Origin of the sequence: Parabacteroides chongii (assembly GCF_029581355.1) — a bacterium.
Lineage (GTDB): Bacteria > Bacteroidota > Bacteroidia > Bacteroidales > Tannerellaceae > Parabacteroides > Parabacteroides chongii.
Map to the genome: position 1 here is coordinate 3,367,266 of NZ_CP120849.1, position 22,999 is coordinate 3,390,264.

General features: G+C 42.4%; 19 protein-coding genes. 14 read left to right on the forward strand and 5 right to left on the reverse strand.

Features of this window, described 5'->3' with window-relative positions:
* Positions 1 to 17 precede the first annotated feature (17 nt).
* The 5 genes from secA to P3L47_RS12465 all read right to left on the reverse strand — a co-directional run bounded on the left by secA (position 18) and on the right by P3L47_RS12465 (position 7,279).
* Positions 18 to 3,404: a preprotein translocase subunit SecA gene (gene secA / locus P3L47_RS12445; RefSeq protein WP_122360647.1), complete on the reverse strand. Its 3,387-nt coding sequence runs from the start codon at positions 3,402 to 3,404 to the stop codon at positions 18 to 20.
* 169 nt (positions 3,405 to 3,573) lie between these two features.
* Entirely contained in the window at positions 3,574 to 5,163 is a 1,590-nt protein-coding gene (locus tag P3L47_RS12450; RefSeq protein WP_122360646.1) for an alkaline phosphatase family protein, read from the reverse strand.
* 16 nt (positions 5,164 to 5,179) lie between these two features.
* Entirely contained in the window at positions 5,180 to 6,361 is a 1,182-nt protein-coding gene (locus P3L47_RS12455) for a lipoprotein N-acyltransferase Lnb domain-containing protein (RefSeq protein WP_277780981.1), read from the reverse strand.
* A gap of 30 nt (positions 6,362 to 6,391) precedes the next feature.
* Positions 6,392 to 6,631 (reverse strand): GlsB/YeaQ/YmgE family stress response membrane protein, encoded by a 240-nt coding sequence (locus tag P3L47_RS12460; RefSeq protein ID WP_122360644.1) that lies wholly within the window; start codon positions 6,629 to 6,631, stop codon positions 6,392 to 6,394.
* 57 nt (positions 6,632 to 6,688) lie between these two features.
* Positions 6,689 to 7,279, reverse strand: a complete 591-nt coding sequence (locus P3L47_RS12465; protein WP_277780982.1) for an HU family DNA-binding protein — start codon at positions 7,277 to 7,279, stop codon at positions 6,689 to 6,691.
* Between the two features lie 367 nt (positions 7,280 to 7,646).
* On the opposite strand from P3L47_RS12465, the gene P3L47_RS12470 reads away from it, so the two are divergent.
* From P3L47_RS12470 to P3L47_RS12535, 14 genes are all read left to right on the forward strand, one after another.
* A complete protein-coding gene (locus P3L47_RS12470; protein WP_277780983.1) occupies positions 7,647 to 8,801 on the forward strand; it encodes a 6-bladed beta-propeller in 1,155 nt (384 codons plus the stop codon).
* A 101-nt stretch (positions 8,802 to 8,902) separates the two neighbouring features.
* Positions 8,903 to 9,631: a type III pantothenate kinase gene (locus P3L47_RS12475; protein WP_233577001.1), complete on the forward strand. Its 729-nt coding sequence runs from the start codon at positions 8,903 to 8,905 to the stop codon at positions 9,629 to 9,631.
* The gene (gene bamG / locus P3L47_RS12480) at positions 9,618 to 10,901 is read left to right on the forward strand and encodes a BamG family beta-barrel-assembly machinery protein (protein WP_122360640.1); all 1,284 of its coding nucleotides are present in this window, start codon (positions 9,618 to 9,620) and stop codon (positions 10,899 to 10,901) included. The genes P3L47_RS12475 and bamG overlap by 14 nt, the downstream gene beginning before the upstream one ends.
* Before the next feature lie 30 nt (positions 10,902 to 10,931).
* Positions 10,932 to 12,296 carry a tetratricopeptide repeat protein gene (locus P3L47_RS12485; protein WP_122360639.1) on the forward strand — a complete coding sequence of 455 codons (1,365 nt, stop codon included), beginning with the start codon at positions 10,932 to 10,934 and terminating at the stop codon, positions 12,294 to 12,296.
* A gap of 2 nt (positions 12,297 to 12,298) precedes the next feature.
* Positions 12,299 to 12,964, forward strand: coding sequence for an LPS export ABC transporter periplasmic protein LptC (gene lptC / locus P3L47_RS12490; protein ID WP_122360638.1), 666 nt, complete (start codon positions 12,299 to 12,301; stop codon positions 12,962 to 12,964).
* 7 nt (positions 12,965 to 12,971) lie between these two features.
* Positions 12,972 to 14,228, forward strand: coding sequence for a hemolysin family protein (locus P3L47_RS12495; protein ID WP_122360637.1), 1,257 nt, complete (start codon positions 12,972 to 12,974; stop codon positions 14,226 to 14,228).
* 97 nt (positions 14,229 to 14,325) lie between these two features.
* Positions 14,326 to 16,461, forward strand: a complete 2,136-nt coding sequence (locus tag P3L47_RS12500) for a peptidylprolyl isomerase (protein ID WP_277780984.1) — start codon at positions 14,326 to 14,328, stop codon at positions 16,459 to 16,461.
* 120 nt (positions 16,462 to 16,581) lie between these two features.
* Positions 16,582 to 17,613, forward strand: a complete 1,032-nt coding sequence (rlmN, locus tag P3L47_RS12505; RefSeq protein ID WP_122361071.1) for a dual-specificity RNA methyltransferase RlmN — start codon at positions 16,582 to 16,584, stop codon at positions 17,611 to 17,613.
* 56 nt (positions 17,614 to 17,669) lie between these two features.
* Positions 17,670 to 18,707 carry a DUF4837 family protein gene (locus P3L47_RS12510; protein ID WP_122361070.1) on the forward strand — a complete coding sequence of 346 codons (1,038 nt, stop codon included), beginning with the start codon at positions 17,670 to 17,672 and terminating at the stop codon, positions 18,705 to 18,707.
* Positions 18,708 to 18,720: 13 nt separating this feature from the next.
* On the forward strand, positions 18,721 to 19,836 hold the full coding sequence (pdxA, locus tag P3L47_RS12515) for a 4-hydroxythreonine-4-phosphate dehydrogenase PdxA (RefSeq protein ID WP_122360635.1): 1,116 nt from the start codon (positions 18,721 to 18,723) through the stop codon (positions 19,834 to 19,836).
* A 178-nt stretch (positions 19,837 to 20,014) separates the two neighbouring features.
* On the forward strand, positions 20,015 to 20,482 hold the full coding sequence (locus P3L47_RS12520; protein WP_122360634.1) for an FAD synthase family protein: 468 nt from the start codon (positions 20,015 to 20,017) through the stop codon (positions 20,480 to 20,482).
* Between the two features lie 9 nt (positions 20,483 to 20,491).
* Positions 20,492 to 21,220, forward strand: coding sequence for an SDR family NAD(P)-dependent oxidoreductase (locus P3L47_RS12525; RefSeq protein WP_277780985.1), 729 nt, complete (start codon positions 20,492 to 20,494; stop codon positions 21,218 to 21,220).
* Between the two features lie 6 nt (positions 21,221 to 21,226).
* Positions 21,227 to 22,114 (forward strand): CDP-alcohol phosphatidyltransferase family protein, encoded by an 888-nt coding sequence (locus tag P3L47_RS12530; protein ID WP_122360632.1) that lies wholly within the window; start codon positions 21,227 to 21,229, stop codon positions 22,112 to 22,114.
* Positions 22,115 to 22,121: 7 nt separating this feature from the next.
* Positions 22,122 to 22,949, forward strand: coding sequence for a lysophospholipid acyltransferase family protein (locus P3L47_RS12535; RefSeq protein ID WP_277780986.1), 828 nt, complete (start codon positions 22,122 to 22,124; stop codon positions 22,947 to 22,949).
* The last annotated feature ends 50 nt before the right edge of the window (positions 22,950 to 22,999 follow it).

The window sequence follows — 22,999 nt, forward strand, 5'->3', positions numbered from 1 at the left end:
TGTTACCTTGTCAGGTTTTATAAACCTTGTCCGTGACAGTTCTTGTATTTCTTGCCGCTTCCGCAAGGACAAAGATCGTTACGGCCTACGCGTTTTTCGGCGCGAATCGGTTCCTGGCGCGGTTGCTGCGGAGCACGTTCTTCCGGATCATTGTTTCCGCTGATATCGGTTTTCTCCGTACGGTAACGGCTCATGTCCTGGCGTTCTTCCGGACCAGCCTGTCTTACTTCGATACGACGGCGTTCTGCAGCGGCAGCTTGTTGAGCAGCCTGCTGTGCTGCTGCCTGGCGTTCTGCCATAGCCTGCTTTTCTTCTTCGGTCGGTTCTTCGCGTACCGGAATCTGTCCGCGCATCAATACGGCAGCAGTCTTACGGTTCATGGTGTCGACCATCGATTTGAACAGATTGTATGATTCCAGCTTGTAGATCAACAATGGATCTTTGTTTTCGTAACTTGCATTCTGAACGGAATGACGCAGTTCGTCCATTTCGCGCAGGTGTTCTTTCCATGCTTCGTCGATCGTATGCAGTACGATGGATTTTTGGAATGCTTTCGTGATCGCTTTACATTCTGTTTCGTATGCTTCTTTCAGATTACATGAAACGTTATACATACGTTTACCGTCCGTGATAGGGATCATGATATTTTCGTACATAGCCCCCTGGTGTTCGTAAACCTGTTTGATAACCGGGTTGGCTACCTGAGTCATGCGTTCCATACGGCGTTTGAACAACTGCAATGCTTCCTCAAACAGTCTGTCGCCCAGTTGAGCTGCTTTCATGTTCTTGAATTCCTCTTCTGTGAACGGACTTTCCATAGCGAACGTCTTGAACAGTTCCAGTTTGAAGCCTTCATAATCGAATCCGTCAGAGTGTTGATCGGCAATAGCGATAGATGTATCGTAGATTGTGTTCAATACATCCAAACCGATACGTTCTCCCATCAAGGCGTGACGGCGACGGGTGTAGATCACGTTACGTTGTGAGTTCATCACGTCGTCATATTCCAGCAAACGTTTACGGATACCGAAGTTGTTTTCTTCCACTTTCTTCTGTGCACGTTCTACTGATTTGCTCAGCATATTGTGTTCCAATACTTCACCTTCCTTGAAGCCCAGTTTGTCCATCAGTCCGGCAATCTTGTCGGAGGCGAACAGACGCATCAGGTTATCTTCCAGTGATACATAGAATACAGAAGAACCCGGGTCACCCTGACGTCCTGCACGACCACGTAACTGGCGGTCTACACGACGGCTCTCGTGGCGTTCCGTACCGATGATAGCCAAACCGCCTGCAGCTTTAACTTCAGCCGATAGCTTGATGTCGGTACCACGACCGGCCATGTTGGTGGCGATAGTCACTGTTCCGCTTTGACCTGCCAATGCTACGATCTCAGCTTCTTTTTGGTGTAACTTCGCATTCAATACGTTATGTTTGATCTTACGCAGGGTAAGCATACGGCTCAATAATTCGGAGATTTCGACTGAAGTCGTACCGACCAGTACCGGACGTCCGGCTTCGACCAAAGCGCTGATTTCTTCGATAACAGCAGCGTATTTTTCACGCTTGGTCTTGTAGATACGGTCGTTCATATCGTTACGGGCGATCGGACGGTTTGTCGGGATCACCACTACATCCAGTTTATAGATGTCCCAAAACTCGCCTGCTTCCGTTTCGGCTGTACCGGTCATACCCGACAGCTTGTGATACATACGGAAATAGTTTTGGAGAGTGATAGTTGCGAATGTCTGTGTGGCAGCTTCCACCTTTACACCTTCCTTGGCTTCGATAGCTTGGTGCAGACCGTCTGAGTAACGGCGACCGTCCATGATACGTCCGGTCTGTTCGTCTACGATCATCACCTTGTTGTCCATCACTACGTATTCATCGTCTTTTTCAAACAATGTGTAGGCTTTCAGCAACTGGTTGATAGTATGTACGCGTTCGCTTTTTACAGAGTAGTTGGCAAGGATCTCGTCTTTCTTTGCCTGCTTTTCTTCTTCTGAGCCCTTGAAGTTTTCCAGCTGTGACAGCTCGGAAGTGATATCCGGCAGAACGAAGAATGTAGGGTCGTCAGAACGGCCGGTCAACAGGTCGATACCTTTATCCGACAGCTCTACGCTGTTGTTCTTTTCGTCGATCACGAAGTACAGTTCATCGGTTGCTTCGTGCATGTGACGCATGTTTTCAGACATGAAGTACTCTTCTGTCTTCAACATCTGAGCTTTTACTCCCTGCTCACTCAGGAATTTGATCAGCGCTTTGTTACGCGGATATCCTTTGAATGAACGATATAATTGGATTGAACCTTCTTCTACTTCTTTCGGATCGCTGCTGGCCATCTTTTTCTTGGCTTCGATCAGCAATTTAGAGCACAGGTCTTTCTGTGCGTTAACCACCACTTCCACGTTCGGACGGAACTGTTCGAACAACTGTTCTTCACCACGGGGGATCGGACCGGAGATGATCAACGGCGTACGGGCATCATCGATCAATACGGAGTCGACCTCATCGACGATGGCATAATTGTGTTTGCGCTGTACCAGGTCGCTCGGGCTGATCGCCATATTGTCACGCAGGTAGTCGAAACCAAATTCGTTGTTTGTACCGAATGTGATGTCGGCGTTATAAGCAGCGCGGCGGGCATCCGAGTTCGGCTGGTGTTTGTCGATACAGTCTACGGAAAGTCCGTGGAACATATAAAGCGGTCCCATCCATTCCGAGTCACGTTTTGACAGGTAGTCGTTCACGGTAACAACATGTACACCGTTACGTGTCAGGGCGTTCAGGAATACCGGCAGGGTAGCGACCAAAGTTTTACCTTCACCGGTTGCCATTTCGGCGATCTTACCTTTATGCAGAACGACACCACCGAACAACTGAACGTCGTAATGTACCATATCCCAGGTAATTTCATTACCACCGGCTTTCCAGTGATTCAGGAAGATGGCTTTATCGTCTTCGATACGAACGAAATCATATTTGGTTGCCAGATTACGGTCGAAGTCATTAGCTGTCACTACAACTTCTTCGTTTTCAGTGAAGCGGCGGGCTGTCTCTTTCATAATAGAGAATGCTTCCGGAAGAGACTCTTCCAGGACCACCTCCATTTTGTCGGTGATCGCCTTTTCAATTTTATCTACTTCTGCCCAGATGGCTTCACGTTCTTCCAGCTCTTTATCGTCGATGCCTTTACGAAGCTCTTCTACCTGCGCCCGTTCAGCAGCTACATAATCCTGAATACGTTGTTTGATTTCATCTGTTTTTGCTCTCAGTTCATCATTCGAGAGCTTTTGGATTGACGGATATACGGCCTTGATCTTATCCACGTATGGAGTAATCTCTTTCAGGTCTCGCTGCGACTTGTTGCCGAACAGCTTCGTCATAATTTCATTAAATCCCATGATATATATTAATTTATTTATTTCGTAAAGTGATTATTTGTTGACGATCGGATTTAATTGATCACCGGAATGATATACTTCTATCAAACTTCGTGCCAAAATAAAAACCTGTCAATCTTTGTTTATTTTATGAGGGAGGTTAACAACAATACCTGTGACCGGCCGGGTCTTATTTTTTGGTCGTCAACTCCCAAAGAGGCAAACTTTGGGATGCATTAGGTGGCCGTATCCTCAGCACATGGGTTACCGTAGGGGCTACCTCTGTGGCTTTTACTTCGCGGTAAATATGTTCCGGCTTGATACCGTTACCAATAAATACAAGCGGAGTAATGACTGCGTTGTTACGAATTATTTTAACTTTTTCTTTTGGATTGTCGTTGTTGATGATCCAGCCCGGTTGTAATTCGATGATCAGGTCACCACGTTTCAAGTGATGGGTTCCCTGACGGAATTTGACGGTTCCTTCATTCCATGCACCGGTTCTCAGGGCATCATCGGTTGTTACATGCTGAACTCCGCTAAATTCCATCAGGAACTCGGCGGATCTGTTCTGAATCTCCGACAAACTGAGTTTGGCATCTTCAATGGCCTTGCGGTTCAGATATATCTGGTTGTTATAAAATCCTTTAACCCAACTGCTCTGTTGACCGTAGATGGCCATCAGGTACATGTTGAGCAATGCTACGCAACGTTTCGGGTGAAATTCACCGCCATTAATCAGTAATCCGTCCGCATATTCCTCTTCACTGGTATAATAGCCGGAACCGGTAAATACGACCAATGTGTTGGCGAGACCGACTTTCTTGTCGATGGCATCCAGCAACTGCTCGATATCCTTATCCAGCTGGTAATAGGTATCCTGAATTTCACGGGTATAATCCTTGCTCATGATACCCTTGTAATTACCCGCATAATAAGTAATCGCCAGCATGTCCGGACAACTTCGTGTACCGAATGCCCCGTATTCCAGGAACTGCAATGCCAGTCGGTTGATCTCCTTATTAATGAAAGGTGTTGTTTTCAGCTTCGGAAAACAATCCGTTGTCTTTTCGTTAAAGGTATATTTGAACGGAATTTCATCCAGCACATAAGGAAATGCATTATACTTATCCAGTGGGAGGGACGGTGTCCATACCATCTGATCCAGGCGGGCGGACAATGATTCGACCCCATTGTTATAGCGGTCTACATACCAGGGGATACCTTTATAATAGGTGGTTGTTGCCCATTTCCCATTCATGTCGTCCATCCAGAATGCACCGTTGGCTGCATGTCCTGCGGAAAGGATCGCACTTTCAGCATCGGGAGCGATCGCATAGACATCACTTCTTCCTTTGGATGCGATTTTCAGTTCATCTCCGATCGTGGAGCTGAACATCTTTTTGGGAGAATAGTTTTCACGCGTATAATTTCCCAGATAGTCTTTATCGTATAGGACGGAAACTTCTTTTTCGTTGTCGAAATCGTAAAACTTATCTCCGGTCACTCCGTGGAAACAAGGATTACTTCCGGTAAACAAGGTCGCAAAAGCACTTGCTTGGTTGACATCTGTGAATTCAAATTTGATATTGTTATATACCAAACCCTCGTTCATCAACCGTTTGAAACCACGTTCACCGAATGTATTGTAGAAATATTCGATATAATCGCCCCTTAACTGATCGACGGTAATACAAACTACAAGTTTGGGGGTACGTTGTTGTGCCTCCAGGTTTGTGACTACCAGGATCGCGATAAGCGACGTTATTATTTTTCTCATTCGATTCTCCATCTGTTCAAATATGTGCCCGCCATCTGTATATACCGTATCCGGAACGTAGCCAAAGCGTGGCTACAAGCGGGATAAAGGCTATATTTAAGTGTTGTGGGATGAAATACCAACCCGCCAACAGCAGCGTAAGCGCCGCAAAGTTAATAAAATGATAATAATATGCAGCCTTTCTGAACTTTTTTACTGCAAACAAAATAACAGCTATCAGGTCGAAAGGTTGTAACCACACGATCGACCAGTTCGGCCGGACGCAGGGATGAGTCGATATGAAACAGAGGAAAAATAATACCGTACCGGCCACTCCTGCAAGGAAAAAGAGGATGCAGTCCACCAAGCGGAAATAGGTTTTTCTCTGCCATTCGACAAATGTGATCGACAGTACCAGCAGGAAAATAATCATGCTGCATAACATAGGGGTGAACCACTCTTTCGTCGTGTTAGTATCGTTGATCAGCTCTTCCGAAAGTCTGTTTGTCTGTTTTATCAGCTTCCGTTCGCTTCCGTCCGGATTGACAATGGTTGCTTTTTCGAATTCATCTTTCAAGTAAACCGGCAGGAACATCATTTCATGTGGGGTGGCGATCCGGTCGGTCGGACTTCCCAATGCCAGGTCGCATCCGAATGTCAGCCATGAGTTATTTCGCGTACAATAATTGATAAGATCGCGGAATGTCTGCGGTTCGGGCGGATTGTTATATTTAACTTTCCCGTTTACCTGTTCTTCAACGATAGCGACCGGTCGGGTGGCACAATTGTCGAAAAAGAAATTGTACCGGTAAACGGCGTTCTCCGGCTGTGCATTGACGATCAGTGCATTCCATATCTTATTGATCTCTTCCGGGGTGAGGTTTAGTACCTGCTCGGTCACTTCGCTTCCCCGCATCTGATATTCTATTATATAATGTGAGAAATTGTACGCAGCCAGTTTATAATCCGTTTCCCCTTTCGTAAAACGATAGATGAAGTTCGGTTTCGAAAAGTCGAAAATGCCATAGTTGAATACAGTATCGAGCTTATATAAAGAATCTTTCACCCGTATGGCCGTATGTCCGTACAAGGTGTACACTTCATCATCGGATGGAGCTGCCGTCAATATGCTGATCTGCGCTTCGTCGCTTAATCTGTATTGCGCCTTTGCCGGGATCAGGCAAAGGAGCAGAAAAAGCAGAAGCAAGTTCTTTTTCATACGATAAATTTTTATCGCACAAAGGTAAAGCTATTTTTTAAATAGAGAAACGATCCATAATAAAACGATGGCACCGACGGTCGACATGACCAGGCTTCCGATGACTCCGTTCACGCTCAATCCCAGCAGTCCGAATAGCCATCCGCCCAATACACCGCCGATGATACCTACTATCAGGTTTACAATCAACCCGAATCCACTTCCCTTTAATATTTTCCCAGCCAGAAAGCCGGCAAGGATACCAATAATAATCGAACCTATAATTCCCATAATAACCTAATTTAGTGTTGTTATTAATAAACAAGGGATCGGGAACTTATGTTTAAATTATTTCTGACGAAATGTGTTTTCATTTAACAAGTAAGAAACATGTGTACTGCCACCGATACGGATCAGTATCTTTTTTTCCAGATACGATTCCAAGTCGGCTTTCGCCCGGTAGTGGGAGCAAGCGTTCAGTTTTGCATAGGTGGGTGTTGTGATGGTTTCATGTTCTTTGAAATATTCCCGCATCCGTTCTTCCCGTTTTTGCAGTGGATAGGTTTGTGGTTGTGACTCTTTTTCAAGTTTTGCAGTGCGTAACTTTTGTTTCAGTTTTTCAGAACACCGGAAGTTTACGCCGTCTACTGTTACCATAAACTTTCCATCCGATTGTTTACGGGTGCGAAGCGCCGGTGAGAAATAACCTAACTCTTCCAGCTCCACGTGATCCCCGTATCTCAGGGAGAATTCGATATACCATACAAATGAATCCAAAACGGCTTTTACATCGGCCGACGAAATGGAGGAACGTTGACAGATAACTTTACAAATATCATCCATCTGCCGGGTCTGGCTGGCTGTCGTGCGGGCATGTATCAGCTTTTCTTCGTTGCCTTTCGGACGCGGTGTTTTGTGTTCTGTGAATCTTATAGCCATGTTTTTAATATTAGTTGCTGATGACTTTGTCGGGGCATCAGCATGTTATTCCGGTGATCTTTCAAACCATTTGCCTTTCGATAGCTATGGTAAGGCTTTTTGATAGCTATCGTAAGATCTTTCCACAGCTATCGAAAGGCTTTACCATAGCTATCGAAAGGCAAACAGTTTCAGATACAAATATACAATGGATGAGAAGGAATTGTTCTCTGATAAGGATGTTTTTTATTTATATTGAATGGTTGGCGGTATTCTTGTTGTTCAAGTATGAAATGTTATATGGTTAAATATTTTTATCCTTTTATTTACGATATATTCGTAATATTATGTAACTTTCGGACGTTTAAAAGAAAACATTCCTACTTATATGAAGAATCAAAATTTAATTTTAGTTTTTATCCTGTTAGTAGTAGCAGGATGTGAAAAAAATAAACAACAGGCAGATGATCTCATCACTGTTGATGTCACAACAAGCTATCCTAAAAAAGAACTGGTTCTTCAGGATTTTATGGATGTGGAATATATTGCGCTGGAAACCACTGACCAGTTTCTTACGCAAGGTTTGGTACGAGATGTAGGAAAAGAATACTTATTGGCGACAAATAGAAATAATGATGGGGATATTTTCCTTTTTGACCGAAAAACCGGTAAAGGAGTAAGGAAGATAAACCGGCAGGGGCAAGGAGCGGAAGAATATACAAGGATGAATGACGTTATTCTTGATGAAAGTAATGGGGAAATATTCGTAAAGTCACAGGGAAATAAAATTTTAGTGTATGATCTTTACGGAGGATTCAAGCGGTGTTTGAATCTAGGTCGGGAGGTTTCATCTGTTTTCGATTATGACAAAAATAATTTAATTTGCTATGATATGTCTGATTATCATAGTAAGGGAAAGGATAGAAGCAAATCATACCATATTATTATATCCAAACAAGATGGAAGTGTTACCCGGGAAATTTTTATTCCTTTCAAAACGATTAACACGCCGATTGTGGTTGATGGAGATAAATTTATAGCAAGCTATTCTTATCCAATACGTCTGAGCCACGACGCTTGGACACTGGTGGATACATCTGCCGATACATTGTATCACTATGCACCGGATGGTACATTAATCCCCTTCATTGTAAGAACCCCTTCTGCACATACCATGCAGCCTGAAGTTTTTCTTTATATGGGTATTTCTACCGACCGCTATCATTTTATGCAAACCCTTAAAAATGTATTTAACTTTGAAAAGGGAAACGGATTCTATACGGATGAACTGGTGTACGACAGGGAAGAAAAAGCAATGTTTCAAGTAGCCGTATGCAATGACGACTATGCTGAAAAAAGGACTGTCGCTATGACTGCTAAGTCGATTAATCGCGAAATCGAAAACGCCACTAGTTTAAATGCATCCCGGCTTGTTGAGATTTACAAGAAAGGCCAACTGAAAGATGGCAAATTGAAAGAAATTGTCTCGAAGTTGGATGAAGAAGACAATCCGGTGATTATGTTGGTAAAGCAAAAGAAATAGGAGTATCTGAAAGTTTTTTTGCTGATTATTTTGCAGGTTGTACCTTAGTTATGCCTGTTATTTCACCAATTTTGCTTTTCTTTGCGGAAAATTTCAGTCACGTGAATTTAATTATAGAACAAGGAAACACCTCTTCAAAAGTTGCGGTATACAGCGAGAAGCATATGGAAGCCTCTTTTGTATACAAGAAATTCGATGTTGATGAATTGGAGTCTCTCTTTGGGAAATACGATTTTGAACATGGAATATTGTCGACTGTGATAGGCCGGAATGAAGAGCTGAATGATTACCTGCGGGGAAAACTTCAGCGGTTCATCTTTTTGGATGAAACGATCCGGTTGCCTATTTCGGTTCAATATGAAACGCCTGAAACTTTGGGAAAAGACCGGCTCGCTGCGGCAGTCGGGGCTAATTACCTGGAACCGGGAAAAGACCTGCTGGTCATCGACGCTGGCACAGCAATCACTTATGAACTGATCGAAGCTTCGGGTACTTATCTGGGAGGAAATATATCTCCGGGGATGACTACACGTTTCAAAGCTTTGAATTCTTATACCAAAAAACTACCTTTGGTGACGGAACAGGAGGAGATCCCTTTGTTGGGAACAAATACTGAGAGTGCTATTCAAGCAGGAGTAGTAAATGGAATAGTCTACGAGATGGATGGATATATCGAGAAGCTACGGATAAAATATCCTAATCTTTTGGTTTTTTTAACAGGTGGTCATTCGTTTTATTTTGAAAGACGGCTAAAAAACTCCATCTTTGCAGACATTAATTTAGTGTTGACAGGATTAAACAGAATCTTAGAGTATAATGTTGAAGATTAATAAGCTACTAATAGCAAGCATTCTTATATTGACACAGTTGTCGCTAGCGGCACAAAATAACACTAACTCGCCATATACCCGCTTCGGTTACGGTGAATTGGCTGATCGCTCATTTGGAGCAGGACGCGCAATGGGTGGCATCGGTTTCGGATTGAGATCGCCGAAACAGATCAACCCGATGAACCCTGCATCTTATAGCTGCATGGATTCGTTGACATTCCTTTTTGACTTTGGCGTTTCAGGGCAATTATCCTGGTTCGACGACGGAGTTAATAAGCAACATAATGTTAATGGAAATGTGGAATACATTGCGTTGCAGTTCCCTATCCATAAACGTATTGCCATGAGTGTGGGGATTTTACCTTATTCTTATGTCGGATATAGCTTTGGCGCTCCGAGAACGACTGAAGGCGGATTCAATTACGTAGAAACATTTAATGGTTCCGGCGGATTAAACGATTTGTATGCTGGTTTGTCTATAGATATATGGAAGAAGCGTCTTTCAGTTGGAGCAAATGTCGGATATCTTTTTGGCAACATCAAGCACGAGCAGACTTCTATTGTCGGTAGCAGTACGGAATACAATACGATCCGGAATCAGAATCTGGAAGTGCGGGATATAAAGCTTGATTTCGGTGTCCAGTATACTCACCCGATCAGCAAAAGAGAAGAGATTACATTGGGATTGGTATTTTCTCCTAAAAATCGTCTGAATTCGACGTATATTAATACAACGTATAAGTCTACCTCTTCCGGTTCAGCTGAAGTGGTTGCGTCGGATACAACGAAAAATATGGCATTTGATATACCGAATTCAATCGGTTTCGGTGCATCGTATGTGAAGAGAGATAAACTGACATTAGCGGCGGACGTACTGTACGAAACATGGGATAAAGCCTTTTATGCGGATGAAAAGAGTAGTTTCAAAAATCGTGTGCGGGTAGCTGCCGGTGGAGAAATTATTCCGAACTATCAGAATCGTAACTTTTTTAGTCGCATAAGATACCGTGCCGGTGCTCATTACAGTAATTCTTATCTGATGATAAATAATACGGATGATGCGGCCTATAAAGGTAATGGATATAATGAATATGGTGTGAGTGTTGGTATGGGATTGCCGTTGATTGATAACCGTTCGTTAGTAAATATATCTTTTGAATACACGAAGATTAATCCTAGTGGAAAAAACATGATTGATGAACAGTATTTCCGTTTTACTGTTAATTATACATTCAATGAAATGTGGTTCTGGAAGAAAAAAGTTGATTAATTTAAATTGCTAACTTAAATTAAAACAGATATGAAAATAAAGGTATTGTTAATTGCAGCTGCATGTTCCATGGGAGCATTCGGCGCGTATGCACAGAAAGGAGTAGATAATGGAACACAGTTTGGATCAGGTGAAGACAGTATCCGTTGTGTAACCAATATCAGCTTGTTCGTTCCTTATGCAAAGGCCGGGAACTTTAAAGATGCATATGATTTTTGGAAAATTGTTTATGACGAATGTCCTGCTGCTACAAAGGATATTTATCTGCATGGTGTAAAGATCATGGCATGGAAGATTGCCAATGAGAAAGATCCGGCTAAGAAGGCTGCTTTGATTGATGACCTGATGGCTGTGTATGACAAACGTGTGAAATACTTCGGTGATGATAAACGTTACGGTAAAGACTGGATCGTTTCTCGTAAAGCCCAGGATTATATCCAGCAGATGGGTGAAAAGGCCGACTACAATAAATTATATAGCTGGCTGGGTGATATCATCAACGAATATGGTGACAATACGGAAGCATTAGGTGTTTCTCTGTATATGTTTGCTTCTTATCAGAAGATGGCTGATGATCCTAATCACAAAGGACAGTATGTAGAAGATTATCTGAAAGCTTCTAAAATATTGGATACTCAGTTGCAGGCTGCACAGGCTGCAAACAATGAAAAAGAAGTAAACAACCTGACTACGTTTAAAACAAGTGTGAATGGTGCGTTTGCCAATAGTGGTGCTGCCGACTGCGAAACATTGCAGAACTTGTATGCTCCTAAAGTGGAAGAAAGTAAAAGCGATTTAGCTGCTTTGAAAGAAATCGTTGCATTATTGAGACGTGTACGTTGTCAGGAAATCGATGCATTCTTTGCTGCTGCAGGTTATGCTTATCAGTTGGAACCGAGTGCTGATGCTGCTATCGGTATTGCCAAACAGGCTGTAAAGAACAAGGATTATGATAAGGCTATCAAATATTTTGAAGAAGCCGCCAATATGGAAACAGATCCTTCTTCAAAAGCTGAAGATTATTATATGATGGCTCTGTTGTCTTTCGACCAGAAAGGTTATTCAAAAGCCAGAGAATATGCAAAGAAAGCTATTTCTATCAACGGAAGCTATGGTGCTCCTTATATCCTGATCGGACAGATGTATGCTGCGACAGTTAAGAACGTATTCCCGAATGACGGCGTTTTGGCAAGAGCAGCTTATAACGTAGCGATCGACCAGTGGGAAAAGGCAAAACAGGTTGATGAAAGCTGTAAAGACGAGGCTAACAAGTTGATCGGTACTTACCGTGCTCATTTACCTTCTACAGAAGAAATCTTTATGCATCCGGATCTGGAAAAAGGTAAAGCGTTTACTGTAGGTGGTTGGATCGGTGAGACAACAAGAATCAGATAATTATGACTGAAACGCGTTTTCCTGGTAAAACGAACAAATACGGCATAACAACTATCCTCGCGGTAGTTGTTATGCTTCTTTTATTTATGGCTTCTTGTGGTAAGGAGAATAAAGAGGTGGTCGAGGTTGAGTTCGATCCGGAAAATACGTATACTATGAGAACGACCGACATGACCAGTCTGATCTCAGACTCCGGTATTACCCGTTACCGGGTGAATGCGAAAGAATGGTTGATGTTCGGTAAGGCTAAAGAGCCTTATAATTACTTGCCACAGGGTGTTTATGTGGAAAAGTTTGACTCTCTTTTTAATGTAGAGGCTAGTGTAAAAGCAGATACTGCTTATTATTGGGATAAGAAAGGATTGTATAAGCTGATAGGCCATGTGAGCGTATTGAGCCTGGAAGGAAAGAAACTGGATACTTCGATATTGTTTATTGACCAAAAAGAGGACAAGATTCATACGGATCAATATTTTGAGTTGCAGGAAGGAGAGAAGATTATCACCGGTATTGGTTTCGAGTCCAATCAAAATATGACAAAATATAAGATTTTCAATTCACAGGGTACTTTCCCCGTAAGCGAATCTCCCCGTGATTCGTCAAGAGTAAATGTGACTCCCACAGACTCGACTGTTGTGGATATAACAAAGACAGATTCAATAAAATAGAATTGATGTGAATGCATTAACGTACATATTGATTTCATTAGCTTTTTCCGCTTTTTTTTCAGGCATGGAGATCGCGTTTATTTCTTCCAATAAATTGCGGCATGAACTGGATAAAAAGAATAAAAATATAGCCGGTAAAATATTGGATATCTTTTACCGGAATCCCAACCAGTTTATTTCTACGATGCTGGTGGGTAATAATATCGCATTGGTCGTTTACGGTCTGCAAATGGCAATTATACTGGAACCGTTTATTGCCCGGTTCGTTTCGAATGAGGCTTTGATCGTTCTTATCCAATCGATTATCTCAACACTGTTGATTCTGTTTACAGGTGAGTTTATTCCGAAAACGATATTCAAGCTGAATCCGAATTTCTCCTTGAACTTATTTTCGGTTCCGTTGCTGATCATATACATTATATTATATCCGATATCGAAGTTTTCCGCTTTGATATCCTATCTGATCCTGAAACTGGTGGGAGTGAAGAATATCACCCAGTCGAGCAGGCGTACTTTGGGAAAAGTCGATCTGGACTTTTTTATTCAGCAAAGTATTGAAGATGCACCTTTGAATTCGGACATGGATACCGAAGTGAAAATATTCCAGAATGCGCTCGACTTCTCCAATGTACGTTTGCGTGACTGTATTGTTCCCCGTACGGAGATCGTTGCTTGTGATACGACTGCCGGTATCGACGAACTTCGTTCTAAATTTATCGAGACCGGATTGTCAAAGATTCTGATATATAATGAGAATATCGACGATATCATAGGATATATCCATTCATCGGAGCTCTTCAAGAATCCGGAAGACTGGACACAGAATATCAAGACTGTCTCGATCGTTCCCGAAACAATGGCTGCCAATAAACTGATGAAGGTGCTGATGCAGGAGAAAAAGAGCATGGCGGTTGTAGTGGATGAATTTGGCGGTACTGCCGGGATCGTGACATTGGAAGATTTGGTGGAAGAAATATTCGGAGAGATTGAGGATGAACATGATATGAAATCATATGTAGCCCGTAAGGTTTCGGAGGATGAATACCTCGTATCGGGTCGTATGGAGATCGACACCTTGAATGAGAAGTTTAATCTGGAGCTGCCGGAGTCGGACGATTATGTGACGATCGCCGGCTACATATTGCATTTCTACCAAAAATTTCCTAAATTGAATGAATCAATCGTAATTGATAAATATACTTTCAAAATAATAAAAGTAACGGCAACGAAAATAGAACTTGTGCGAATGAAAGTAGGCAATTGATGAAAAAAAATGGAATAAAAGATGTAACAAATCCTTTTTTTCGTATCTTCGTGCCCTTAAACTGTAAAATATAAACTTTAAAAATAAATAACGATAAATGGCTACGCTGGAAAAAATCAGAAGCAAAGCTGGACTGCTTGTACTCGTTGTGGGTTTGGCATTGTTCGCTTTTATCATTGGAGACTTTTTGAACTCCGGTTCTACTTATTTCAGACAAACTCAGGAGAGAGTTGCTAAGGTTGACGGGGAAGTAATTAAAATTCAGGATTATCAGGGACGTATTGATGAAATGACTGAGATGTATAAAATGCAGTCCGGTCAGAATAATCTTCCCGAGGAATACATGAATCAAATCCGTCAGTCGGTATTCGACGCTATGGTACAGGAAGTCGTACTAGACGAAGCAACAGCTAAATTAGGTATGGGGGTAAGCCCGGAAGAATTGTTCGACATGGTTCAGGGTGAAAACATTTCACCGATGATCCAGCAGATGCAGATGTTTGTTAATCCGCAGACAGGTGCATTCGACAAGACTGCTCTGTTGAACTTTCTTAAAACAATTGATGACGACAATATTGCCAGCTATCCGGCTGATCAGCAGGCACAATTGATTCAGGCTCGTAATTTCTGGTTGTTCTGGGAAAAGAACATCAAACGTCAGCGTTTGGAACAGAAATATACAACCTTGCTGAGCAAAGCAGTTTCAGCTAATGTATTGGATGCGAAAGAAGCATTTGATGCTGCAGCTGAAAATTCGGATATCGTTTATGCTATGCAGTCATATGCAAGTATTCCTGATTCAACGGTTGAAGTAAGCAAGAGCGAAATCGAGAAGCTGTACAACCAGCGTAAAGAGCTTTACAAGCAAAAAGAAGGTAAGGTTATCAAATATATCGCTGTAGACATTCGCCCGAGCCAGGAAGACTATGATAAGGCTAGTGCAGACATCGAATCTTTGAAAGAAGAATTTGCAACATCAGAAAAAGTCGCTGATATTGTGAATGAAAATTCAGAAGTACCTTATATGGATGCATTCTTTACAGAAAATGCATTCGATCCGGAAATGAAACAATTCGCAACAACATCTGAAGTGGGTGCCGTATATGGTCCGGTATTTGACAATGACAAATACAGAATGTTCAAGTTGGTAGACAAAAAGATGGCTCCAGACTCTGTGAAGGTAAGTCATATCATGTTGGCTAACGGTGACGAAGCACGTACAACAGCTTTGGCTGATAGTTTGATGAACGTTTTGAAGAATGGCGGAAACTTTGCTGAACTGGCAAAAGAATTCTCTGCTGACCAGGCTGCTGAAAATGGCGGTGAACTGGGATGGTTTACTGAAATTACAGCCCTGAGAGGTGTAAACGAAGATTTCAAGAACGCTGTATTCTCAACTCCGGTTAATGAAGTAGTGAAAGTTAAATCTTTATATGGAACTCACCTGGTAAAGGTTACAGAAAAAACAGCCAATGTGAACAAGTATAAAGTAGCTGACATTGACATGACTGTATCTCCCAGCTCCAAGACTTATAGCAATATTTATAACGAGTTGAATCAGTTCATTTCTAAAAATAACGATTTGGCAAAATTGGATGATGCTGCTAAAGAAGCGGGTTATAACCTGATCTCAGGCGTAACTGTTACTGCAGATAATCAGACTTTGGGAAGTATCAAGAACTCTCGTCCGGTTATCCGTTGGGCATTCCAGAATGATAAAGGCAAAATCTCTGAAATCTTCGAATGTGACGATAAATTTGTTATTGCAGGTATTGAAGGTACTTTGAAAGAAGGTTACCGTTCTCTTGCTTCTTTAACTCCTACTTTGAGAGCTGAAATTGCAGCTCAGAAGAAAGGTGAAAAGATATCTGCTGATCTGAAAGCAAAGAACCTGACATCTGTAGAGTCTTATGCTGATGCTATGGGATCAAGAGTAGATTCAGTTAAGTTTATCAACTTCGGAACTCGTCGTATCGCCGGTATCGGTGTAGAGCCTAAACTGAATGCAATGGTTTCTGTTGCTGAAGTAGGTCAGGTAAGCGAACCGGTTGTCGGAAACAATGGCGTATATGTATTCAAAGTATATGACAGAAACAAAGATGCTAAAGAATATAATGAAGCGGATGAGATCAAGACGTTAGATGCTTCAAATGCTTATCGTTTCGGATTCCAGGCTATTCAGTCATTGGTAAACAAGGCAGATGTAGAAGATAACCGTATTCGTTTCTTCTAAACAAATAAGATATAAAGGATATACTTGATCCTTTTCAGTGAAAGCTGCCGGACTTATTCAAAAAAGTCCGGCAGCTTTTTTTATCTTTGTACTGAATTAATCGTTATAGAACAAAATACAATGCAAGAGAAAAGACGATTGTTAGGCATGACGCTGGACGAACTGAAAGAAGTCGCTGCACAGGTCGGCTTGCCCGGTTATGCAGCGAAGCAGATGGCAGATTGGCTGTATAAGAAGAAAGTGACTGCCATTAAGGAAATGACTAATATTGCCGTAGCCAAACGTACTCTTTTGGAGGAGTCCTTTGAGATAGGCGCGGTTCCTCCGGTCGATTGTATGAAATCGGTGGATGGAACGATCAAATATTTATTTGCCGCAGGTCCCGGCAATTTTGTCGAATCGGTCTATATTCCGACTAACGACCGGGCAACATTATGTGTTTCTTCGCAGGTAGGCTGTAAGATGAATTGTCTGTTCTGTATGACAGGCAAACAAGGATTCACAACCAATCTTACCTCCAATCAGATATTGAATCAGATTCAGTCTCTTCCGGAGTCGGATTCGTTGACCAATCTGGTCTTTATGGGGATGGGAGAACCTTTGGATAACGTTGACGAACTGTTCAAAGCACTTGAAATCCTCACGTCGTCTTATGGATATGGCTGGAGTCCCAAAAGGATAACCGTCTCCACTATTGGGGTTATAAAAGGACTGAAACGTTTTCTGGAAGAGAGTGATTGCCACCTGGCAGTCAGCTTGCATTCTCCTTTCCATGAGGAGCGTTTGTCTTTGATGCCTGTAGAAAAGGCGTATCCGGCGCAGGAAGTCATTGATCTGATTAAACAATATGACTTTTCCCATCAGCGTCGCGTTTCTTTTGAATATATAGTTTTTAAAAATTTAAATGATAGTCCGAAACATGCTAAGGCTTTGATTGGTTTATTAAAAGGAATGGAATGCCGGGTGAACCTGATACGTTTTCATGCTATACCCAATGTCCCGTTGGAAAGTTCGGATTTGGCGAAAATGGAAATATTCCGTGATACCCTGAATAATGCCGGGCTCGTTTGTACAATCCGGGCTTCAAGAGGAGAAGATATATTTGCCGCTTGTGGGATGCTGTCAACGGCAAAAAAGCAACAAAATGGATAGAAGGCAGATCATTTAATGGAAAAGAACTATATTTGTGTAATAAAAAACGAATGGGTATGAAAAAGATTTCTTTACTGATTAGCTTATGTATGTTTCTGGTATTGCTGGGATCATGTAGCTCAGGTCCGGTTGGAAAACGGGCCACTGGCCTCGCTTACGAGGTTGTTGTAGTAATGAAAAAAGCAAACTGGGATGGCCCTTCGGGAAAGGCTATTAAGCAAGAACTGACATCAGATGTCCCAGGTCTTCCTCAATCTGAACCTGCATTAAAAATAACTTATGTAGATCCTTCTCAATTTGACGGGTTGTTGACTTATGTCCGCAATATCCTGATCGTAAACATAGATCCTGCCATTTATACGAAGGCTTCGCTGAGCTATGAAAATGATCGCTGGGCAAAAGGCCAGGTGGTTGTTACCTTGAATGCTCCTTCTCCGGAAGCAATCATCGAATATGCACAGGCACATCCGAGAGCGCTTGTAGACTTCTTTGTAAAAGTCGAAATGAACCGGGCTGTAGCTCAGTTGGAAAAAGATTATAGTACGGTGGTTATGGAGAACTTGAAGGATAAGTACGACCTGATGCTGAATGCTCCGGCTAACATGACTTACTATCGGGATACGACAGACTTTTTCTGGGCATCCAATAATGCCAATACCGGACGTACGGATTTGATTGTATATACTTTCCCTTATACGGACCCGAATACGTTCACTGCCGATTATTTGGTGGCGAAACGTGACTCGGTGCTGAAAGCGAATCTGCCGGGTGCTTTTCCCGATTCATATATGACGACAGAATCCCGGTTTGGCGTTGAGTACACGCCGATCACGGTGAATGGAAAGTATTGCGGTGTGTTGCGTGGTTTGTGGAAGATGGTTGGCGATATGATGGGAGGACCGTTTGTCAGTCATGTCCGTCTCGATGAAAAGAACAACCGCGTAGTTGTTGCCGAAGGGTTTGTCTTTGCTCCTGAAACAGATAAACGTAACTTTATCCGCCGTGCCGAAGCTGCTTTATATACTCTTCGCCTGCCGGGTGAATTTGATAAATCAGTAGAAGAAAAGCTTGACATTCCGGAAAGTAAGAAATAAACAAACATAATACATGGAAGAACGATTGATAAAGGTGGGCATTACCCACGGGGATATAAATGGTATCGGATATGAAGTGATACTTAAAACATTTTCAGATGCCAGGGTTGCTGAACTTTGTACTCCGGTCATATACGGATCGTCGAAGATCGCAGCTTATCACCGGAAAGCGTTGGAGTTGCCTCCTGTGAATATGAATATCATCTCTCAGGCAGAAGATGCCGGAATTAACCGGGTGAATATCATTAACTGTGTGGATGATGAGACAAAAGTAGAATTATCGCAGTCGACATCGATAGCAGGAGAAGCTGCATTCCTGGCATTGGAAGCAGCCGTTACCGATTTGAAAAGGGGAGCGGTGGATGTTTTGCTGACAGCTCCGATCAATAAACATAATATTCAGAATGATCAGTTCCATTTTCCGGGACATACCGAATATCTGGAAGAACGTTTTGGCGGTGTAGGACGGAAAGCCTTGATGATCCTGATGAAAGATGGTTTGCGTGTCGCTTTGGTGACCGGGCATATTCCACTTTCTGAGGTCCCTTCAAAAATAACCGTAGAGGATATTGTGTCGAAGCTGCGTATATTCAATCAATCGCTCAAACAGGATTTTGGGATTGTGAAACCTCGTATTGCCGTTCTTTCCTTGAATCCGCATGCAGGCGATGACGGTTTGTTGGGAAAAGAGGAGGAAACGATCATACTGCCGGCTATGGAAGAAGCTGAAAGAAGAGGTGTGATGTCTTTCGGGCCGTATGCGGCAGACGGATTTTTCGGTTCTCAAATGTATGATAAGTTCGACGGAGTACTGGCCATGTACCATGACCAGGGCCTGGCACCCTTCAAAACGCTGGCAATGGATGACGGTGTTAATTATACGGCCGGCCTGTCGATCGTACGAACTTCTCCGGCACATGGGACTGCCTATGACATCGCCGGACAGAATGTTGCATCTGAAGAATCGTTTCGCCAGGCTTTGTATGCCGCTCTCGATATTTACCGTAACCGGTTGATCTATCGTGAGGCGACGGCAAATCCGCTCCGAAAACAATATTTCGATAAGGGCGGCGACAATGAAAAACTGGATCTTACCAAAGATGATGATGCAGAGGTTTGTTCTCAATAAATAATAAAGAAATATCCCTCGGAAAACTCTGTTTCCGGGGGATATTTGTTATAAATAACGGTTCTTTATACCTGTTGTTTTTTATAATAAAATGGTCAATATTGCGCTTTTTGACTTCAAACTTTTTTTGATAGGAAAAGTTTGCGTAAGTTTGTGGTTCAAAATTGCAACATGAATTATGTTTAAAGATAAAACGATCGTATATACTTCCGGAACATTCGATATGTTTCATTATAATCATCTCCGGATGATCAATTATGCCCGTAGCCTGGCTGATATCCTGATCGTAGGAGTAAGCACGGACGAACTGGTTTCTTCTTATAAAGCAAATCCTATTATCCCGTTCAACGAGCGTCTTCAGATCATTGAAGCGTTGAAAACTCCGGATATTGTCATACCGCAGCATACACTCGATCATACAGAGATTGTGAAGAAGCTGAATATCGATGCTTTCGTGGTTGGTGACGACTGGTACGGTAAATACGATTATCTGAAAGATTTAGGTGTACAGGTTTTTTATTTCCCATACGGAACCGGCGTTTCTTCATCTAATTTGAAGAAGACGATTCATGATTCTTACGAAGAGAACCTGAAATATCAACGACATGCTAAACCTGCTACTGTAAAGGGGAAAGGGGAGGAATAAAAAGAACTCATGGAAAAATGTGCTTTAATTACCGGTGGTACGAAGGGTATAGGTAAAGCGGTGGCTTTCTGTTTGGGAAAAGCCGGGTATGATCTTGTGCTTACATATGCTTCAGATTCGGAAAAGGCTGAACAGACACGTGATGGTTTGCAACAGCAATTTGGAATCAAAGTCTCTGTACTACAGGCTGATATTACTAAAAAGGAATCCATTGATAAAATAGATGCTTATTTGCGGGAAAAGAATTTGCAGTTGGATACTGTTATCTTTAATGCGGGACTGACTTGTCGTGATTCGTTTGAGGATTTGTCACTCACGGATTGGGAACGGGTCTTTTTTGCAAATATACATTTCCCGGTATTCTTATTACAACGTGTTGTTCAATTGATCAATAAGGGGGGGAGTGTGGTCTTTACCGGCTCCTTGATGGGTATTCAGCCTCATTCGGTTTCCCTGGCTTATGGGGTGACGAAGAGTGCTGTGCATGCTCTTGTTAAGAATATGGTCAAATTCCTGACTCCTTATGAGTTGCGTGTGAACGCAGTCGCTCCCGGATTTGTCGATACCGAATGGCAGAAGACCAAACCGGCTGAGATACGAAAAAATATAGAGAACAAGGTTTCTTTAGGACGCTTTTGTGATCCGGAAGAGTTGGCCGAAGTGTATAAGATGTTAATTGAAAATAGTTATTTTAATGGCGAAGTGGTCGTTGTAGACGGCGGATATTCGTATAAATAATAGATCATGAGTAATTTGGATAAAGAATACGAAGCATCACTAAAATCGATAGAAACAGAAAATGTAGTGGACCGGGCGTTTTACCGTCCGATCGGTTTTCGTATCGCTCGTATGCTGCGTGGCACGGGGATTACCCCGAATATGGTGACGGTTATTTCTATCTTTGTAGGAGCAGGTGCCGGCTACATGTTTTATCATGACAATCTGGTGTATAATATCTGTGGTATTTTATTATTGGTTTTTGCCAATATACTCGATTGTGTAGACGGCCAGCTGGCTCGTCTGACCGGTATCAAGTCGGCTATCGGACGAATACTTGACGGATTTGCCGGTGATATCTGGTTTGCCTCCATCTATGTCGGTTTTGCTCTCCGTTTATCCCATGAATATGGCACTTACTGGTTTTTCGCTTTAGCCGTTATCTCCGGCTTGTCTCATCTGGTGCAGGCGAATATAACCGATTATTATAAAACATTGCACCTTTATTTCATCAGTAAGGATAAAGGCGCAGAATTTCAGTCTCTGGAACAGGTAATAGCCCGTCATAAAGAGATGAAGCTGGGTATCAACAAAGCATTTTATTTTCTTTACAGAGGATATACTTTACTCCAGGTAAAAGCGACTCCCTCTTTGCAGCATATGTTGCAGAGCCTTCATGCTAAATACGGGGATGATATTCCGGAGAATGTACGGGTCGCTTTTCGTAAACAAAGTCGTGACCTGATGCGTTATATAGATCTGCTGACATTTAACGGGCGTACAATTGTCATGTTCGTTGTCGTGTTGGTAGGTGAAGTGTGGGTTTATTTCCTGTATGAAATAATCGTGTTGAATTTTGTATTGCTGATGTCGATGCGCAAGCACGAAAAAATGTGTGCATCGTTTATTGAATAAATAAAATATGAAAAAGAGCGTAGTAGACATTAATGATTTGCAGGAAGCTGCCCCGTTCTTCAGAAGCCGTGTAGGCACCTTCCTTGGCAAATTACTGATTAAATGGCTAAGTGTTGACAAAGTAAACAAAGTGCATGCCAATAATTGCCATTTGCGTGGAGCAGCGTTTACTACTGCCTTACTGAATGATCCTTTGATCGACATCAAGTATCATCTGCATAATGGGGAAATACTGGATCATTTGCCTGAAGGGGCATTTATAACAATATCCAATCATCCTATCGGTTCGGTCGATGGGATCATACTGATCGATATCATGGCAGCGCGCCGTCCGGACTTTAAGGTGATGGTGAACGAGATCCTGGTAAAGATCGGTGCCATGAAGGATAATTTTGTTTCAGTCTTGCCCGATTCAACCGGTAATGGTCCGAACCCGGCCAATATAAACGGTGTACGTTATTCATTGCAGCGCCTGAAAGAAGGGCATCCGATGGGCTTTTTCCCGGCAGGGGCGATTTCTTTCTACAATAAAGAAGACAAGGTGATCCGTGACCTGCCCTGGACGCACAGCGTGATCCGTCTGATCCGCAAAGCCAATGTTCCGATATATCCTGTTTATTTTGATTTTTTGAATTCCCGCTTCTTTTACTGGCTGGGTAGTATCAGTTGGAAGATACGTACTCTGCGTATTCCAGCCGAAGCTTTCAACAAACGGGGAAAGACAGTCGATGTATATGTCGGTGAGCCCATCTCGCCTGACGAAATAAAGAATTTTACGGATGATACGGCATTGGCAGAATTTTTATTCAACCGTACTTATGGTGCTAAAAAATAAGAAACCGCTGATAGAATCTGCTCTTGATAGCTGGAATTTGAATTAAGATT

Bases quoted from the DNA above. Each gene is read 5' to 3' on its own strand.
- secA (WP_122360647.1), bottom strand. From the start codon at position 3,404: ATGGGATTTAATGAAATTATGACGAAGCTGTTCGGCAACAAGTCGCAG.
- P3L47_RS12450 (WP_122360646.1), bottom strand. From the start codon at position 5,163: ATGAGAAAAATAATAACGTCGCTTATCGCGATCCTGGTAGTCACAAAC.
- P3L47_RS12455 (WP_277780981.1), bottom strand. From the start codon at position 6,361: ATGAAAAAGAACTTGCTTCTGCTTTTTCTGCTCCTTTGCCTGATCCCG.
- P3L47_RS12460 (WP_122360644.1), bottom strand. From the start codon at position 6,631: ATGGGAATTATAGGTTCGATTATTATTGGTATCCTTGCCGGCTTTCTG.
- P3L47_RS12465 (WP_277780982.1), bottom strand. From the start codon at position 7,279: ATGGCTATAAGATTCACAGAACACAAAACACCGCGTCCGAAAGGCAAC.
- P3L47_RS12470 (WP_277780983.1), top strand. From the start codon at position 7,647: ATGAAGAATCAAAATTTAATTTTAGTTTTTATCCTGTTAGTAGTAGCA.
- bamG (WP_122360640.1), top strand. From the start codon at position 9,618: ATGTTGAAGATTAATAAGCTACTAATAGCAAGCATTCTTATATTGACA.
- P3L47_RS12485 (WP_122360639.1), top strand. From the start codon at position 10,932: ATGAAAATAAAGGTATTGTTAATTGCAGCTGCATGTTCCATGGGAGCA.
- lptC (WP_122360638.1), top strand. From the start codon at position 12,299: ATGACTGAAACGCGTTTTCCTGGTAAAACGAACAAATACGGCATAACA.
- P3L47_RS12500 (WP_277780984.1), top strand. From the start codon at position 14,326: ATGGCTACGCTGGAAAAAATCAGAAGCAAAGCTGGACTGCTTGTACTC.
- rlmN (WP_122361071.1), top strand. From the start codon at position 16,582: ATGCAAGAGAAAAGACGATTGTTAGGCATGACGCTGGACGAACTGAAA.
- P3L47_RS12510 (WP_122361070.1), top strand. From the start codon at position 17,670: ATGAAAAAGATTTCTTTACTGATTAGCTTATGTATGTTTCTGGTATTG.
- pdxA (WP_122360635.1), top strand. From the start codon at position 18,721: ATGGAAGAACGATTGATAAAGGTGGGCATTACCCACGGGGATATAAAT.
- P3L47_RS12520 (WP_122360634.1), top strand. From the start codon at position 20,015: ATGTTTAAAGATAAAACGATCGTATATACTTCCGGAACATTCGATATG.
- P3L47_RS12525 (WP_277780985.1), top strand. From the start codon at position 20,492: ATGGAAAAATGTGCTTTAATTACCGGTGGTACGAAGGGTATAGGTAAA.
- P3L47_RS12530 (WP_122360632.1), top strand. From the start codon at position 21,227: ATGAGTAATTTGGATAAAGAATACGAAGCATCACTAAAATCGATAGAA.
- P3L47_RS12535 (WP_277780986.1), top strand. From the start codon at position 22,122: ATGAAAAAGAGCGTAGTAGACATTAATGATTTGCAGGAAGCTGCCCCG.